This window comes from Staphylococcus arlettae (assembly GCF_002902345.1).
GTDB lineage: Bacteria > Bacillota > Bacilli > Staphylococcales > Staphylococcaceae > Staphylococcus > Staphylococcus arlettae.
The window spans coordinates 632,168-649,518 of record NZ_PPQB01000005.1 but is presented as its reverse complement, the minus strand read 5'-3'; the positions used below and the strand labels follow the sequence as shown (position 1 = coordinate 649,518).

The following is a 17,351-nucleotide window of genomic DNA, read 5'->3' as shown; positions in this document are numbered from 1 at the left end:
AAATTATTATAATTAAGGTGGAAATATTTTGAAGACGTAGTTAGACCTGTAGTATATTTAATTCCAAACGTATCTGGATATTAAGGTCGCAATTTTACTTTAGATAAGTTATAATTGTATGATGAATTTTTGAGAGGTGGCAATGCCATGACGATTCGGCAACTGGTAGCAAAACAACATCCAATATTAACGAAGAAAATAAACAAAGTGGAACGTTTTGATAGCGAGTTAGCGCAGTTACTATTAGATTTAGAAGACACTATGTATGACGTCGAAGCATCTGCGTTATGTGCTCCACAAATTAATATAAATTCTCAAGTTGCAATAATAGATATGGAAATTGACGGTTTATTACAACTTATCAACCCAGTCGTTATTAAGCAATCAGAAGAATGTACAACCGATTTAGAAGGTTCCATAAGTTTACCTGATGTATACGGAGAAGTAACTAGAAGTAATATGATTGTAGTACAAAGTAATGATAAAGAAGGCAATGATGTAGAACTTACTGCATATGATGATGTAGCACGCATGATTTTACATATGGTAGATCATTTTAATGGTGTGTTGTTTACAGAGCGCGCTGAAAAAATTTTAACTGAGGATGAGATGGAGGCGTATTTTGACGATGAGTAAAATAATTTTTATGGGTACACCAGATTTTTCTACAAAAGTATTAGAAATGTTAATTGCAGAACATAATGTTATAGCAGTAGTGACTCAACCAGATAGACCTGTAGGGAGAAAGAAAACTTTAACAGCACCGCCTGTTAAAGAAGTAGCAGTAGCACAAGGTATTCCAGTGTATCAACCTGAAAAGTTAGCGACATCTGAGGAATTAGATACGTTAATTAATTTAGAGGCTGATTTGATAGTGACTGCTGCATTTGGTCAACTTTTACCTACAAGCTTACTTGAAGCACCAAGATTAGGGGCAATCAATGTTCATGCTTCTTTATTACCAAAATATAGAGGTGGTGCACCTATCCATCAAGCAATTATTGATGGCGAATCCCAAACAGGAATTTCTATAATGTATATGGTAGCTAAGCTTGATGCCGGTGATATTATTGCACAACAAGCTATCGATATTGAACAAACAGATGACGTCGGTACGATGCATGATAAATTAAGCTTTTTAGGTGCAACTTTATTAAAAGAAACATTACCATCAATCATTAATGAAACGAATGAGCGCACACCACAAGATGATGCACACGCTACATTTGCTTCTAACATTAGTAGAGAAGATGAACACATTAATTGGAACCAGTCAGCAGATGAAATATATAACCACATTCGTGGCTTATCACCTTGGCCAGTTGCTTATACTACATTAGACGATGCAAACATGAAGATCTATGCTGCTAAAATCGAACGTAATAAACAAGGTGAAGCAGGAAAGATTATCGAAACGACTAAAAAAGCTATTATAGTAGGAACAGGATCAGCTGATGCAATAGCGTTAACTGATATTAAAGTTGCGGGGAAAAAACGAATGCTTGCTGCAAATTATTTAAGCGGTGTCCAAACGTCACTTGTTGGAAAGGAACTTAAATGATGACAACTACGGCTAGAATGTTAGCTTTTGATTCGTTACAAGCGATTATTAACGACAAAGCGTATAGTAATCTTGAAATAAATAATATATTATCTGAATATCCATTATCACGTGCAGATAAAAATTTATATACAGAAATAGTCTATGGTACATTAAAACGTAAATATACGTTAGATTATATGTTGCAACCTTTTGTGCAAACTAAAATTAAAGGATGGGTCAGACTCTTATTATGGATGAGCATTTATCAACATGTGTATTTAAATCGTATACCACAACATGCCATTATTAATGAAGCGGTGGAAATAGCTAAGTATAAAGGCGGACCGCATAATGGTAATGTAGTAAATGGAATTTTACGTAATTTCATGCGCACAGAATTACCTGATTTCAGTAATATTAACAATGATCAAACACGTATTGCAATAGCATACAGTCTTCCTAAATGGCTTGTAAAACATTGGGTTACTCATTTTGGTATTGAGAAAACTGAAGCGATGGCGCAATCATTTTTGACAAAAGTAAATCAAACCGTCCGTGTTAATACGACTCAAACTACAATAGAAGCAGTCATTGCAAAATTACAAGATGAAGGATTTGAAGTGGAACAAGATCACGATATTGCTGAATGTTTACACATTAAAGGTAACACTATAATTGAGTCTAGAATTTTTAAAGATGGTTTAGTATCTATTCAAGATAAAAGTTCAATGTTTGTAGCGAATGTTTTAGCACCCGAGCCTGGCGACAGCGTTTTAGATGCGTGTAGTGCACCTGGAGGAAAAGCATGTCATATCGCTGAGCTGATGGCAAACCAAGGGCAAGTAGATGCAACAGATATACATGAACATAAAATAGAATTAATCAATTTTAATAAAAGAAAGTTACGATTATCTAACATTTTGAGTTATCAACACGATGCTACGCAAAAATATGATAAAGTTTATGATAAGATTTTAGTTGATGCGCCATGTAGTGGCTTAGGTGTCTTGCGCCATAAACCTGAAATTAAATATGAACAAAGTCAAACGTCTATTCAAGCATTGGTAGAATTGCAATTAGAGATTCTAAACAATATCAAACACAATGTGAAACCAGGTGGTACGATCGTGTATTCAACTTGTACAGTTGAACAATTAGAAAATGAAAATGTAATTTATACATTTTTAAAAGAAAATAAGGATTTTGAATTTGAGTTGATTGAACATCCAATTACTAAAGAACAAGTGAAAACGATGCAGATTTTACCACAAGATTTTAACTCTGACGGCTTCTTTATTACTAAAATTAAAAGGAAGGAACAATAATATTATGATTACAACGGAAAAAAAGAAGAAAAATAAATTTCTTCCAGATTTTGAAAAGCAATCGATTTATTCTTTGCGTTACGATGAAATGCAAAATTGGTTGGTAGAACATGGCCAACAAAAATTCAGAGCAAAACAAATCTTTGAATGGTTATATGAAAAACGTGTTGATAGTATAGATGAAATGACAAACTTGTCAAAAGAATTAAGAAATCTACTAAGCGAACATTTTGCAATTACTACATTAACAACGGTAGTTAAACAAGAAAGTAAAGACGGTACAATTAAGTTTTTATTTGAATTACAGGATGGCTATACAATAGAAACAGTATTAATGAGACATGAATATGGTAATTCGGTGTGTGTTACGACACAAGTAGGTTGTCGAATTGGTTGTACATTTTGCGCGTCCACACTCGGAGGTTTGAAACGTAACTTAGAAGCAGGAGAGATTGTTTCACAAGTACTTACTGTACAAAAGGCCTTAGACGAATCAGAAGAACGCGTTTCTCAAATTGTTATTATGGGAATTGGAGAACCGTTTGAAAACTATGATGAAATGATGGATTTCCTAAAAATAGTAAATAACGATAATGGTTTAAACATTGGTGCGAGACATATTACAGTTTCAACATCTGGTATTATACCGCGTATTTATGATTTTGCTGATGAAGATATTCAAATTAATTTTGCAGTGAGTTTACATGGAGCAAAAGACGAAATACGTTCAAGATTAATGCCTATAAATAGAGCTTATAATGTTGAAAAATTGATGGAAGCTATTCATTATTATCAAGAGAAAACAAACCGTCGTATCACATTTGAGTATGGTTTATTTGGTGGTGTCAATGACCAACTAGAACATGCACGTGAATTAGCACATCTTATTCAAAAATTGAATTGTCATGTGAACTTAATTCCAGTAAACCATGTACCTGAACGTAATTATGTAAAAACGCCAAAAGAAGATATTTTCAAATTTGAAAAAGAACTTAAACGATTAGGTATTAATGCAACAATTAGACGTGAACAAGGTTCTGACATTGATGCAGCTTGTGGTCAATTAAGAGCAAAGGAACGTCAAGTAGAAACGAGGTAGAGCCAAATGCTAAAGGCACAAATTTATTCTGACAAAGGTCAATACCGTGAAAATAATGAAGATACAGGTGGCATATTTTACAATAAAACACAGCAGCAATTGCTTGTTTTATGTGATGGCATGGGAGGTCATCTAGCAGGTGAAATTGCTAGCCAATACGTAACAAACGAACTGCAAAAATGTTTTGAAGAAGAAAATCTGATAGAACCTGATCAGGCAGAAAGTTGGTTACGTACAACATTAAAACGTATTAATAGAGAACTTTATCAGTTATCGACAGACCGCCCTGAATATAGTGGAATGGGAACCACTTGTGTCTGTGCATTAGTCTTTGATGAGTATGTAGTAGTAGCAAATATTGGTGATTCACGTGCTTATCTAGTGAATAGTCGAGAAGTTGAACAAATTACAAATGATCATTCTTTTGTTAATCATTTAGTAATGATTGGTCAAATCACAGAAGAAGAAGCATTTAATCATCCACAACGTAATATTATTACGAAGGTAATGGGGACAGATAAATTAGTATCACCGGATATATTTGTGAAAAAAACTAATTTCTATGATTTTTTGATGTTAAATACAGATGGATTAACCGATTATGTTAAAAACAAACCGATTCAAGATATTTTGAATGATGAAGATGCAACAATGGATAGTTTAGGACATTCGCTTATTGATATCGCATTGACGAATGATTCCAATGATAATATTAGTATAATACTAGCTAAGATTGAAGGTGATAAAGTATGATAGGTACAACGTTGAATGATCGTTACAAAGTGTTAGAAAAACTTGGTGGCGGTGGAATGAGCAACGTCTATCTTGCTGAAGATACGATATTAAATCGTAAAGTTGCTATTAAAGCAATTACGATTTCTCATGGTGAAAAAGAAGAAACGATTAAACGGTTTGAACGAGAAGTACATAATCTAACACAATTGTCCCACGAAAATATTGTTAAAGTATTCGATGTAACTGAGAATGAATCGAGCTTTTTTATAGTAATGGAATATATTGAAGGACCAACATTGTCTGAGTTTATTCAGGCACATAGTCCGTTAGAAATTGATACAGTTATGAATTTTACTAATCAAATTCTTGATGGTATTAAACATGCACATGATACGGGTATTGTACACAGAGATATTAAGCCTCAAAATATATTAATTGAAAAAGACAAAACACTTAAGATACTTGATTTTGGCATTGCTAAAGCTTTAAGCGAAACGACAATGACGCAAACAAATCACGTCTTAGGAACTGTGCAATATTTGTCACCAGAACAAGCAAGAGGTGAAGCAACTGATAGTGGTACAGATATTTATTCAATTGGCGTAGTATTATATGAAATGCTTGTAGGTAAACCACCTTTTAATGGTGAAAATGCAATTAGTATTGCTATTAAACATATTCAAGAAGCAATACCTAATGTTTCAGATCATCGTACAGAAATTCCTCAAGCATTAAGTAATGTAGTATTGAAAGCTACTGAAAAAGATAAGGCAGATCGCTATCAATCTATAGATGCAATGACAACAGATTTAAACAGTGCATTGTCATCTGAACGTGCCGCTGAGGATAAATATGTATCCGAAGATATGACAACTCAAACGATTGCTATTGATAAAGATGAAATAGCAAATAAAGCCAAACAAGAACAAAATAAAGACATCGACCAAACGATGCAAATACCAATTGTAGAACAACAAAAATTCCAGTCATCAGAAGAGCGAATCTATGCGGTGCCAACTAAAAAAAGATCCAAATATAAGAAGTTCTTTTATGCCTTCATATTCGTTTTATTATTATTTGGCTTGTTCGGTTTTATAGCTATGGGGATGTTTGGCAATAAATATTTAGAAACTCCTGATTTAAGTGGTAAAACAGAAAAAGAAGCTGAACAAACATTAAAAGATAATAATTTAAAATTAGGTGAAATATCTAGAGCATATAGTGACAAATATGATGAAAATAAAATCATTAAAACATCACCTAAAAAAGGTCAAAGATTAGAAGAAAAAAGCACAGTTGATATAGTATTATCAAAAGGACCTAATAAAAAAGAAATGCCGAATCTTTATGGTTTATCTAAAGAACAAGCATTAGATAAATTAGAAAATCTTGGTTTTGATAATGTAAAAGTCACTGAATCATATACGAAAAATAATACACCAAAAGGTTTAATTGAAGATCAAAATAAAACTGCAGGCGATAGAGTTAAATTGTCTAGCCAAATTAAACTAACGCAATCTTTAGGTGTTAAACAAGTACATGTCGACAATTACGAGAAAAAACCATTTAAAGAAGCGAAAGAAGCGCTAGAAGCCAAAGGTTTTGATGTTGCTGTAACCGAAGAGCGCAATCATGATAGCATTAAGAAAGACTCGGTTATTAGTCAATCTCCAAAAGATGAAGAAGTTGATGAAGGTTCAACAGTTAGTTTTGTAGTTTCTAAAGGTAAAGAAGAAAAAGATGACAAAGAAGACAAGGCTGACAAAGAAAAAGACAAAGAAGAAGACAAAGATGATGAGTCAGACGTAAAAACATATACTGAAACTTTCAATATAAATTATGGTGGCGAAGACGATGAGAGCCAAGAAGTTAAAGTTTATGTTCGTGACAAAGATCATTCTGGTTCTTCTGCAACTCAAACTTTCAAAATTAAAGATGACAAAACAATTAAAATACCTATGAAAATAGAAAAAGGTGAAACTGCAGGTTATACTGTCCGTTTAGATGGCAAAATAATCGCAGATAAAGACATACCATATGATTTTTAATAATTGATGGAAGGCTAGATAAAGTAGTGAATTGAGTGACTGAGAAGTGCTCGATTTGGCATAAAGTGAAGTTAAGTGCATGTATAAGCTTTACTTTATGTCATTACTACTTTTTATCTAACCTTTTTTAATTAATATTATTTATTATTTAATTTTATAAGCCTTTGCTATAATAATAGAAGTAAACATACTGAAGAGAGGTGCTAGATTGAAAACAGGCCGTATTATTAAATCTTTGAGTGGCGTTTATCGTGTAGATGTCGATGGTGAAATGTTTGATACTAAGCCTAGAGGATTATTTAGAAAAAATAAGTTTTCACCTATAGTGGGTGATGTAGTGGATTTTGAAGTTGAGAATATTACTGAAGGATATATACAAAATGTGCATACTAGAAAAAATGAACTTAAACGTCCACCTGTGAGTAATGTAGACCATTTAATTATAGTGATGAGTGCGATAGAACCATCATTTTCTACACAACTATTAGATCGATTTTTGGTTATTGCTCACTCATATCATATGCGGCCGCGCATTTTAGTTACGAAAAAAGATCTTTTGACGACGGAAGAAGTTCACAAAATTACAGAGCTTCTAACAATTTATGAAGCTATGGGTTACCAAACACAATTCGTTGGATTAGAAGATGATATTTCTGCAATTTTTGACGCTTGGGGAAATGGTTTAGCAGTATTAAGTGGTCAGTCAGGTGTTGGTAAGTCCACTTTATTAAATCACTTTTTCCCAGAGTTAAATATTGAAACGCAATATATCTCTAAATCATTAAATCGAGGTCGTCATACTACACGACATGTAGAATTGTATGAACGGCATAATGGTTTTATTGCAGATACTCCAGGTTTTAGTGCATTAGATTTTGATCATATTCAAAAAGAAGAACTAAAATCGTATTTTGTCGACATTGCTGAATATGGGGAGTTGTGTAAATTTAGAGATTGCAACCATATAAAAGAACCAAAATGTAATGTCAAAATTGAGTTAGAAAATAACAACATTGCCCAATTTCGTTATGATCATTATGTTCAATTATACAACGAAATTAGTAACAGAAAGGAACGATACTAATGGCAAAAATTTATCCTTCATTATTATCAGCAGATTTTTTAAAATTACAAGAAGAGTTAACACAAATAGAAGCATCAGGTGCAGATGGTGTCCATTTTGATGTGATGGATGGACAATTTGTTCCAAATATATCAATAGGATTACCTATTTTAGAAGCAGTACGTAAAGGAACAACATTACCCATTGATGTCCATTTAATGATTGAACAACCTGAACAATATGTTGAATTATTTGCGCAACACGGTGCAGATATGATTTCAGTACATGTAGAAGCAACACCTCATATACATAGGGTAGTGCAACAGATTAAAAATCAAAATGTGAAAGCTGGAGTGGTTTTGAATCCGGGTACACCTATAGATGCCATTAAACCAATTATAAACATGGTAGATTATGTTCTAATTATGACAGTGAATCCAGGTTTTGGTGGCCAGGCATTTATCGAAAATAGTCTAGCTAAGATAGAAAGTTTAGCTGAGTTGAAATCACAACTAAATTTAACTTTTGATATTGAAGTTGACGGTGGCATTAATGATATGACAGCTCAACAAGTCATTAACAAAGGCGCAACAATGTTAGTCGCTGGTTCCTATTTCTTTGGACATAATGATTATGCAACTGCGACAAAACAACTGAAAGGTTGATAATATGAAAGCTAAAATTCTATGTGGTAACCGTAATTTGCCGGCTCAATTACTCGAAACCGCAAATGATGACCACTGGATTGGTGTAGATAGAGGCGCGCTCATTTTAATACAACATGACATTACACCTAAGCTGGCTGTCGGAGATTTTGATTCAGTCACAGATAAAGAAAGAATGTTACTTGTTGAAACGCTGAACATAAACCCCGTTGAGGCTGAAAAAGATGATACAGATCTAGCACTAGCAATAGCAGAAGCAATTGATGCAGGATATGATGATATAGAAATATATGGTGCTACTGGGGCGCGATTGGATCATTTTATGGGTGCTTTGCAAATTTTAGAAAAGCCTGAATATCATCAAGGTAATGTCAATTTGCGTATCATTGATGCTCAAAATGAAATACAATATTTACCACAGGGTCAGCACATAGTTAGTAGAGATGAATCTTATCAGTATGTATCTTTTATACCAGTCATTTATCCAGTTACGATTACATTGCAACATTTTAAATACGAATTATTCAATCAGACATTAGCACTCGGTTCTACATTAACAGTGTCTAATGAGTTGAATGAGGAACGGGGCAAAGTGATAATCGATAATGGTAGTTTGTTAATGATTAAAAGTAAAGATGCTTAAACATAAAAAAAGACCAATCCTCCACATAAGGACTGGTCTTTTTAATGTGCATTATATTTATTAAACTCTAGTAACTTTACCAGATTTTAAAGCACGTGCAGAAACCCAAACTTTTTTAGGTTTTCCGTCTACAAGAATTCTAACTTTTTGAAGGTTAGCATTCCATCTACGTTTAGTAGAATTTAAAGCGTGTGAACGATTGTTACCAGTTGAAGCTTTACGACCTGTTACGTAACATTGTTTGCCCATGAAAGTACCTCCTTTAATAAATATAAATACACGTGTCTACTACATACTTGGATAATATATCATAAATTGAAAGTCATGGCAATAAAATTATAAATATTTAACATTGTACTTTTACAGTGAATAAATTATGCTATAATTATACGATGTGAAATATTGTAGATTTTTCTACGATGCGTTAATTGTAATTCTAAACAATCAAACATCTGTTGAGGGAAAATTTTGAGGGGGCCTATAAAATGACATTGGAAATTAAAAATGATTATGGTAATATCAATATTTCAAATGAAGTGATAGCTAACGTTGTTGGTAGTAAAGCAGTGGAATGTTATGGCATTGTAGGAATGGCTTCAAGACAACAAGTTAGAGATGGCATTGCAGAAATACTTGGGCATGAAAATTATGCTAAAGGTATTGTGGTTAAAGAAAATTTAGGTGAAATAGTTGTGGATATGTATATTATCACAAGTTATGGTGTCAAAATATCTGAGGTCGCAAGTAATGTTCAATCTACAGTTAAATATACATTGGAACAAACATTAAAAATAAAAGTAAAAGCAATTAATATATACGTACAAGGTGTGCGCATAAATAACGGCATGAAAAACTAGGAGGATATTATAGAAATGGTTAGCACAATTAATGGTAAGCTTTTTGCCGATATGATAATACAAGGGGCGCAAAACTTATCAAAACATGCAGACTTAGTGGATTCACTCAACGTGTATCCTGTTCCTGATGGTGATACGGGGACAAATATGAATTTAACAATGACTTCAGGAAGAGAAGCAGTCGAGCACAATTCATCCAATCATATAGGAGCATTAGGAAAAACATTTTCAAAAGGGCTCTTAATGGGTGCGCGAGGTAATTCAGGTGTGATTTTATCCCAAATTTTCAGAGGTTTTTGTAAGGCACTTGAAGAAAACGAAGAAATCAATGCACAACAACTCGCTGAAAGTATACAGGCTGGTGTTGACACAGCTTATAAAGCAATCATGAAGCCAGTTGAGGGGACAATATTAACTGTAGCTAAAGATGCTGGCAGTGCAGCAATTGATAAAGCACAATCGACAGAAGATTGTTTGGAACTTATGTCTTTCGTTGTAGAAAGTGCCAAAGAATCTTTAGATAATACACCTAATTTACTACCAGTATTAAAAGAAGTAGGTGTAGTTGATAGTGGCGGTAAAGGCTTAGTATTGGTCTATGAAGGATTTTTAGCGGCTTTAAAAGGTGAAACTATAGAAGATAATAGCCAAAAAATAGACGCTGAATCATTAGTGACTGAAGCACATGATTTTCATGGTGTGATAAATACTGAGGATATCGTTTACGGTTACTGTACTGAGATGATGGTTAAATTTGATGAACAAGCTAAAACATTTGATGAAAATGAGTTTAGAGAAGATATGAGTCAATTTGGCGATTCATTATTAGTAATTAATGATGATGAAATTGTAAAAGTTCATGTACATACTGAAAAACCTGGTGATGTATTTAATTATGGTCAGCAATACGGCGAATTAATTAAATTGAAATCCGAAAATATGCGTGAACAACATCGAGAGGTAATTAAAAAAGAACAAAACAACCAAACAGCTCAAACTGAAACTACCACTTCTAACGTAGAAACTGCAGTTATTACGATTTCTATGGGTGAAGGTATCTCTGAGTTATTCAAATCGATGGGTGCTACACATGTAATTCATGGTGGTCAAACGATGAATCCATCTACGCAGGATATCATTGATGTGATTAAACAATCAAATTGTAAACGTGCGTTGATTTTACCTAATAACAAAAATATTCAAATGGCTAGTGAACAAGCAGCAGATATTGTAGATGTAGAAGCACTTGTAGTGCCTACACGTTCAATTCCACAAGGCATTGCAGCGCTGTTTAATTATGATAAAGAAGATACGTTAACTGACAATAAAAAACGTATGCTTGAATCATTATCTGTAGTTAAATCCGGTGCAATTACTTACGCGGTAAGAGATACTACAATTGATGGTGTGGAAATTAAAAAAGATGCATTTATGGGCTTAGCAGAAGACAAAATTGTGACAAGTAATGTTGAGCAAAATATAGCGGTTCAACAATTACTACAAAACATGATTGAAGAGGACAGCGAAATCATTACTATTATTGCAGGAGCAGAGGCTGATGATGATACGACTGCAGCCATTGAACAATGGTTAGAAGCGGAATACCCAGAAATAGAAATGGATTTACATCATGGTCAGCAACCAGTATATCCTTATTTATTTTCAGTGGAATAAATTAAAAGGTAGCTGGTACAGTATCTTTTAATAATATGGTTTTGTTTAAATTAGTTTTTTTAGGCGTTTAAATCATAACAAGATACTGGTTAGGGCGGGAATAGGAAATCAATTTTTGTTGGATTTGATTTCACTTCCGCTCTTTTTTGTGCTGTTTATTTAAAGTTTCATCGTTGAGCAATGGTTGAAGTAGCATTATGAATAAGCATTATAACCAGTTTCGGTTTATAAAAGCTTACTCTCTTGTTATAATAATGTAGCATTAGGAAATGTAAGCGCAACACTTTAGAAACATTAAAATTAAGAGTGGGGTATAATTATGAAATATAAAAGTGTATTTGATATTATAGGTCCGACTATGGTTGGACCATCATCGTCACATACTGCAGGTGCTGTAAGAATTGGTTTAGTAGCCAAAGACTTATTTGGTCAAGTTCCAAAACAAGTAGATATATATTTATATGGTTCTTTCATGGAAACGTATCAAGGGCATGGTACGGACGTTGCACTTGTAGGTGGCTTATTAGGTTATGATACAGATGATGATCGTATTAAAAGTAGTTTACAAACAGCAGAAGAGGTCGGAATGAAAGTAAACTTCATAGAAATGGCAGAAGAACGCTCACATCCCAACACTGCTATTCTAAATATGCGTGATGGTGAAAAAGAAATTTCTGTAGAAGGTGTGTCTATTGGTGGAGGAAAAATAGAAGTAGTGGCGATCAATGGCTTTAATATCGCTATCAGTGGTAATTATCCAGCACTACTAGTCTTCCATAAAGATACATTTGGTACGATAGGGCGTGTTGCGAATATTCTTGGGGATTCGAGCATTAACGTTGGTAGCATGCAAGTCTCAAGAAAAGAAAAAGGCGATCAGGCATTAATGACTTGCGAATTAGACGATGCTATAAACGAAGATATTATAGAAAAAATTAAAAACGTCGATGGTGTAGTGACTGTTTCACTCATGGGCGACGCCTAATGGAGGTATAGCATGTTTAAAAGTGTAAAGGAATTAGTGGAAATTTGTGAAACAGAAAATAAAAAAATTCATGAAGTAATGTTAGAACAAGAAATGAGTATCACTGGACTAACAGCTGATGAAGTATATGCAAATATGGATAAAAACTTACAAACTATGGAAAATGCATTGGATGAAGGACTTGAGGGCGTGACATCAACTACTGGTTTAACTGGTGGTGATGCAGTACTTATTAAAAATTATATTGCTAGTGGTCAATCATTAGCAGGTAATACACTCTTAGATGCAGTAAGCAAAGCAGTTGCTACAAATGAAGTTAATGCTGCTATGGGCAAAATTTGTGCTACACCAACTGCAGGTTCTGCTGGTGTCGTTCCAGGTGTATTATTTGGTTTGAAACCGAGATTAAATCCTTCAAGAAAAGATATGCTAAATTTCTTGTTAACATCGGGTGCTTTTGGTTTTGTTGTAGCTAATAATGCATCAATTTCTGGTGCAGCAGGTGGTTGTCAAGCAGAAGTAGGGTCTGCAGCAGCAATGGCAGCCGGTGCTACAGTAGAATTAGCTGGAGGTACGCCACAACAATCGGCCGAAGCTTTTGCAATTTGTTTGAAAAATATGCTAGGTTTAGTATGTGACCCTGTCGCTGGGTTGGTAGAAGTACCTTGTGTAAAACGTAATGCAGCGGGTGCATCAAATGCGATAGTTTCAGCAGATATGGCACTTGCTGGAGTTACATCAAGAATACCGACCGATGAGGTTATTGAAGCAATGTATAAAATTGGACAAACAATGCCTTCAGCTTTACGTGAAACTGGACGTGGTGGTTTAGCTGGAACACCTACAGGGCAACGTTTAAAACAAGAAATATTTGGTGATTAATTATGACAAAAGTCAATTTAATAGAGAGCCCGTATCCCTTAACTAAAATAAAAGGTTTGGGGCCGAAGCGTTTGGCAGTATTAAATGAATTGAATATCCATACAGTTGAAGATTTAATTTTATATTTACCAATGCGCTATGAAGATAATACTGTAATTGACTTAAATCAAGCAGATGATCAATCTATGGTGACAGTTGTGGGTGAAGTTTATTCAACACCAACTGTCGCTTTTTTTGGTCGCAATAAGTCAAAGTTAACTGTACATATAATGGTCAATCAAATTGCTGTTAAATGTGTATTTTTTAATCAACCCTATTTAAAGAAAAAAATTGAGTTACATCAAATGGTCACTATTAAAGGGAAGTGGCAACGTAATAAACAGGAAATTAATGGCACTCGTATGTTCTTTCAACAAAGTAATACAGAAGAAGAACAATTTGAACCTGTTTATCGGATAAAAGAAGGTATCAAGCAAAAACCATTACGTGAGATGATTCGTCAAGTATTACAAGATGTTACTATTCACGAATGGCTGTCAGATGAACTAAGAAAGAAATACAAGTTGGAGTCGTTGTCTGACACGTTAAAAGCTTTACATTTTGCAAAAGATAAACCGTCATTGATGAAAGCACGTCGAACGTATGCATTTACTGAATTATTCATGTTTGAATTACGTATGCAATGGTTAAACCGCTTAGAAAAATCTTCGGATGAAGCAGTTGAAGTAGAATATAATATTACGTTAGTCAAACAATTTATTGAACGCTTACCTTTTGAATTAACAGATGCGCAAAAAAATAGTGTGAATGAAATTTTTCGTGATTTAAAGGCACCTATTCGAATGCACAGACTACTGCAAGGTGATGTGGGATCAGGCAAAACTGTGGTTGCTGCAATTTGTATGTACGCCTTAAAAACGGCCGGCTATCAATCTGCGTTAATGGTACCGACTGAAATATTAGCTGAACAACATGCAGAAAGTTTAGTTCAGTTATTTGGTGATACTATGAATGTAGCTTTATTGACAGGTTCAGTAAAAGGGAAAAAACGAAAATTATTGTTAGAGCAATTAAAAGCAGGAGAGATAGATTGTTTAATTGGGACACATGCTTTGATTCAAGATGATGTTGTTTTCCAACAAGTTGGTTTAGTGATTACCGATGAACAGCATCGTTTTGGAGTGAATCAACGCCAATTATTACGCGAAAAAGGCGCTATGACTAATGTATTATTCATGACTGCGACGCCTATTCCTCGTACATTAGCTATTTCTGTATTCGGTGAAATGGATGTCTCATCAATTAAACAGTTACCAAAAGGACGAAAACCTATCATCACTTCATGGTCAAAACATGAAGCATATGAACAAGTTCTAAATCAAATGACAGCAGAATTACAGAAAGGTCGACAAGCATATGTAATATGTCCACTCATTGAGAGTTCTGAGCATTTAGAGGATGTTCAAAATGTTGTTGCCTTGTTTGAATCATTGCAACAATATTATGGTGAACAACGTGTAGGCTTATTACATGGAAAGTTGACTGCAGACGAAAAAGATACTGTAATGCAGCGGTTTAGTAATCATGAAATTGATATTTTAGTATCGACGACAGTAGTAGAAGTAGGTGTGAATGTACCTAATGCTACATTCATGATGATATACGACGCCGACCGCTTTGGACTGTCGACGCTTCATCAGTTGCGTGGTCGTGTAGGACGAAGTGAACATCAAAGTTACTGTGTATTAATTGCCTCTCCAAAAACTGAAACAGGGATAGAGCGAATGACAATTATGACACAAACAACAGATGGTTTTGAATTAAGTGAGAGAGATTTAGAAATGCGTGGACCAGGTGACTTTTTTGGAGTAAAACAAAGTGGCTTGCCTGACTTTTTAGTTGCTAATGTTGTAGAGGACTATAAAATGTTAGAAGTTGCGAGAGATGAAGCTGGTGAGCTGATACAATCAGGAGCGTTTTTTACTGATGCGTACACCCATTTAAGAGTATTTATCGAAGAAAACTTATTACATACAAGTTTTGATTAAATAATAATAACTAGAGGCTAGGACAAATTTTTGTCCTAGCCTCTAGTATTAATTAATATTATGACTCTGTGACACCTACATCATTCCATGCTTTGTCTACAGCGTCTACTTCTGAGCTATCTTCTCCATAAAGTTCTGTTGCGGCTTTAGTTAATGCGATTTTCGCATCTACAAAGTTAGAATTAGAACTTAAGTATTGTGTTAAAGCTAGATAATAAATTTCTTGAGCTTTGTCTTTACCAATTGCTTTAATAGTTAAATAACCAGCTTTATTTGGAATACCACTATTTGTATGGACGCCGCCATTATCATCAGTACCTGTATAATATTGATCCATATGTGCAGGTTGATTATAATCTTCCGGATTGGATAAACTTCTTAAAGCATCACCGTATTTACCTGGAGTATATATATCTTCACCCAACAACCAATTTTCCGGATCTACAAAGTACCCAAAGACATCAGAAAATGATTCGTTTAATGCACCTGATTGATCTTGATAAGTTAATTGAGCTGTTTTTTCAGTAACGGCGTGTGTTAATTCGTGTGCTACAACATCTTTAGATCCAGAAAATGGTGCGAATTGCTCACCATCTCCATCACCATAAATCATAAATTGTCCAGTCCAAGCCGCATTATTATAATCCTTACCATAATTTACAATGGATTGTATTTTTGCGCCGTTATTATCATAACTATCTCTATCAAAATTATTTAAGTAATAATCATAAACCTTATTAGCATAAAAATGTGCATCGACACCTGCACGTTGTTTTTGGTCAGTGAATTCTGCAGTATCATTTAATATTTCATTATAGTTGATTTCACTTTGATTTGCGGTAAAAGTTTCAATTGCACCATTATGTGTTGTATCTAAAAGAGAATATTTATTATTTGCTTTATCAATATGTAAAGGTTTCTTAGTATCTCCATTCACACCCGTACCACTGCCTTCAGTAGCAACATTTTCAATGACGTTTTGTTTTTTGATAACTTCGCCTGTTTGTGCATCAATTTGTATTTTCCAATGTGCAGGTTTAGGATCGATATAATTTAAGTCAATGTTATAAACTAAACGCTGTTTGTCACTGTTAATTGTGAGTTCATTATTACTCACGATGTCATAGCCTTTTGCGTTTTTAACTTTATCTTGGGATTGATTAATTGCGTCAAAGGCTTTTGTAACCGCACTGTCTTTTGACAGTTTAGCTGTATTGTCGGCTGTGATATGTGGCTTATCAATGCTACCATTAATTAAAGATACATTATTATTTTTGTCGATATGAACTTTAATCGTACTATCTTCAACTGTGACTCCATCTACTTTTGGCTTTAAACTGTAGTGCGTTGTACCATTTTTATCTTGTTGTTGATTAATAACTTTATATTGAGCGAATGGATTTTTGACCTGAGCTTCTTTGTGCTTTTTCGATGAATGTTCAATGATTTGCTGTGCGTTATTTTGCAATAATTGCTCTACATCACTACTATTTGATATTGCTTTTTGTCCAACTTCTTTTTGGAGTTGTTGACCTTTCAAACTGTTACTTTTAGTTAATGATTCAGCATGAATACTATTATTTGAAAGTAAAGCAACAGCCGAAAATGAAACTAATGATAAAGTTATAAATTTTTTCATTACTAGCCTCCGTAACTTCAGTGGTCTGAATTTTTGTATAAACATTTTCACATTTAAAGTAAAATTAAAAAGTGAAATTAAATAAATTGTACGTTTATATTATTTGAAATTCAATAGAAAGACAAAAAGAAATCAAAAAAATTAG

At 33.9% G+C, this 17,351-nt stretch carries 16 protein-coding genes; 14 read left to right on the top strand and 2 right to left on the bottom strand.

The genetic code is table 11. The features are described from left to right. Positions 1 to 147: 147 nt before the first annotated feature. From CD036_RS03230 to CD036_RS03190, 9 genes are all read left to right on the top strand, one after another. The gene (locus CD036_RS03230; RefSeq protein WP_021458911.1) at positions 148 to 636 is read left to right on the top strand and encodes a peptide deformylase; all 489 of its coding nucleotides are present in this window, start codon (positions 148 to 150) and stop codon (positions 634 to 636) included. Then, positions 629 to 1,561 (top strand): methionyl-tRNA formyltransferase, encoded by a 933-nt coding sequence (fmt, locus tag CD036_RS03225; RefSeq protein ID WP_002510941.1) that lies wholly within the window; start codon positions 629 to 631, stop codon positions 1,559 to 1,561. The genes CD036_RS03230 and fmt overlap by 8 nt, the downstream gene beginning before the upstream one ends. Continuing rightward, positions 1,561 to 2,868 carry a 16S rRNA (cytosine(967)-C(5))-methyltransferase RsmB gene (gene rsmB, locus CD036_RS03220; protein WP_103387962.1) on the top strand — a complete coding sequence of 436 codons (1,308 nt, stop codon included), beginning with the start codon at positions 1,561 to 1,563 and terminating at the stop codon, positions 2,866 to 2,868. Before fmt ends, rsmB begins: the two co-directional genes overlap by 1 nt. 4 nt (positions 2,869 to 2,872) lie before the next feature. Next, positions 2,873 to 3,967: a dual-specificity RNA methyltransferase RlmN gene (gene rlmN, locus CD036_RS03215; RefSeq protein WP_002510943.1), complete on the top strand. Its 1,095-nt coding sequence runs from the start codon at positions 2,873 to 2,875 to the stop codon at positions 3,965 to 3,967. Between the two features lie 6 nt (positions 3,968 to 3,973). Further along, positions 3,974 to 4,720: a Stp1/IreP family PP2C-type Ser/Thr phosphatase gene (locus tag CD036_RS03210; protein WP_002510944.1), complete on the top strand. Its 747-nt coding sequence runs from the start codon at positions 3,974 to 3,976 to the stop codon at positions 4,718 to 4,720. After that, complete coding sequence (pknB, locus tag CD036_RS03205; RefSeq protein WP_103387961.1) at positions 4,717 to 6,750, top strand: Stk1 family PASTA domain-containing Ser/Thr kinase; 2,034 nt, start codon at positions 4,717 to 4,719, stop codon at positions 6,748 to 6,750. Before CD036_RS03210 ends, pknB begins: the two co-directional genes overlap by 4 nt. 208 nt (positions 6,751 to 6,958) lie before the next feature. Then, positions 6,959 to 7,834 (top strand): ribosome small subunit-dependent GTPase A, encoded by an 876-nt coding sequence (rsgA, locus tag CD036_RS03200; RefSeq protein ID WP_021458909.1) that lies wholly within the window; start codon positions 6,959 to 6,961, stop codon positions 7,832 to 7,834. Next, positions 7,834 to 8,478 (top strand): ribulose-phosphate 3-epimerase, encoded by a 645-nt coding sequence (gene rpe, locus CD036_RS03195; RefSeq protein ID WP_002510946.1) that lies wholly within the window; start codon positions 7,834 to 7,836, stop codon positions 8,476 to 8,478. The genes rsgA and rpe overlap by 1 nt, the downstream gene beginning before the upstream one ends. A gap of 4 nt (positions 8,479 to 8,482) precedes the next feature. Continuing rightward, complete coding sequence (locus tag CD036_RS03190; RefSeq protein WP_002510947.1) at positions 8,483 to 9,121, top strand: thiamine diphosphokinase; 639 nt, start codon at positions 8,483 to 8,485, stop codon at positions 9,119 to 9,121. Positions 9,122 to 9,181: 60 nt separating this feature from the next. Here the strand turns inward: CD036_RS03190 and rpmB are convergent, their stop codons facing one another. Beyond that, positions 9,182 to 9,370: a 50S ribosomal protein L28 gene (gene rpmB, locus CD036_RS03185; RefSeq protein WP_002510948.1), complete on the bottom strand. Its 189-nt coding sequence runs from the start codon at positions 9,368 to 9,370 to the stop codon at positions 9,182 to 9,184. Between the two features lie 236 nt (positions 9,371 to 9,606). Between rpmB and CD036_RS03180 the strand changes: the two genes are divergently transcribed. From CD036_RS03180 to recG, 5 genes are all read left to right on the top strand, one after another. Beyond that, positions 9,607 to 9,978, top strand: a complete 372-nt coding sequence (locus CD036_RS03180) for an Asp23/Gls24 family envelope stress response protein (RefSeq protein ID WP_002510949.1) — start codon at positions 9,607 to 9,609, stop codon at positions 9,976 to 9,978. Between the two features lie 15 nt (positions 9,979 to 9,993). Beyond that, positions 9,994 to 11,652 (top strand): fatty acid kinase catalytic subunit FakA, encoded by a 1,659-nt coding sequence (gene fakA / locus CD036_RS03175; protein ID WP_103387960.1) that lies wholly within the window; start codon positions 9,994 to 9,996, stop codon positions 11,650 to 11,652. A gap of 319 nt (positions 11,653 to 11,971) precedes the next feature. Next, positions 11,972 to 12,637 carry an L-serine ammonia-lyase, iron-sulfur-dependent subunit beta gene (gene sdaAB / locus CD036_RS03170; protein ID WP_002510951.1) on the top strand — a complete coding sequence of 222 codons (666 nt, stop codon included), beginning with the start codon at positions 11,972 to 11,974 and terminating at the stop codon, positions 12,635 to 12,637. Positions 12,638 to 12,649: 12 nt separating this feature from the next. Beyond that, positions 12,650 to 13,519 (top strand): L-serine ammonia-lyase, iron-sulfur-dependent, subunit alpha, encoded by an 870-nt coding sequence (sdaAA, locus tag CD036_RS03165; RefSeq protein WP_002510952.1) that lies wholly within the window; start codon positions 12,650 to 12,652, stop codon positions 13,517 to 13,519. A gap of 2 nt (positions 13,520 to 13,521) precedes the next feature. Next, entirely contained in the window at positions 13,522 to 15,567 is a 2,046-nt protein-coding gene (gene recG / locus CD036_RS03160; protein WP_103387959.1) for an ATP-dependent DNA helicase RecG, read from the top strand. Between the two features lie 58 nt (positions 15,568 to 15,625). Here the strand turns inward: recG and CD036_RS03155 are convergent, their stop codons facing one another. Next, positions 15,626 to 17,206, bottom strand: coding sequence for a M4 family metallopeptidase (locus tag CD036_RS03155; RefSeq protein WP_103387958.1), 1,581 nt, complete (start codon positions 17,204 to 17,206; stop codon positions 15,626 to 15,628). Positions 17,207 to 17,351 lie beyond the last annotated feature (145 nt).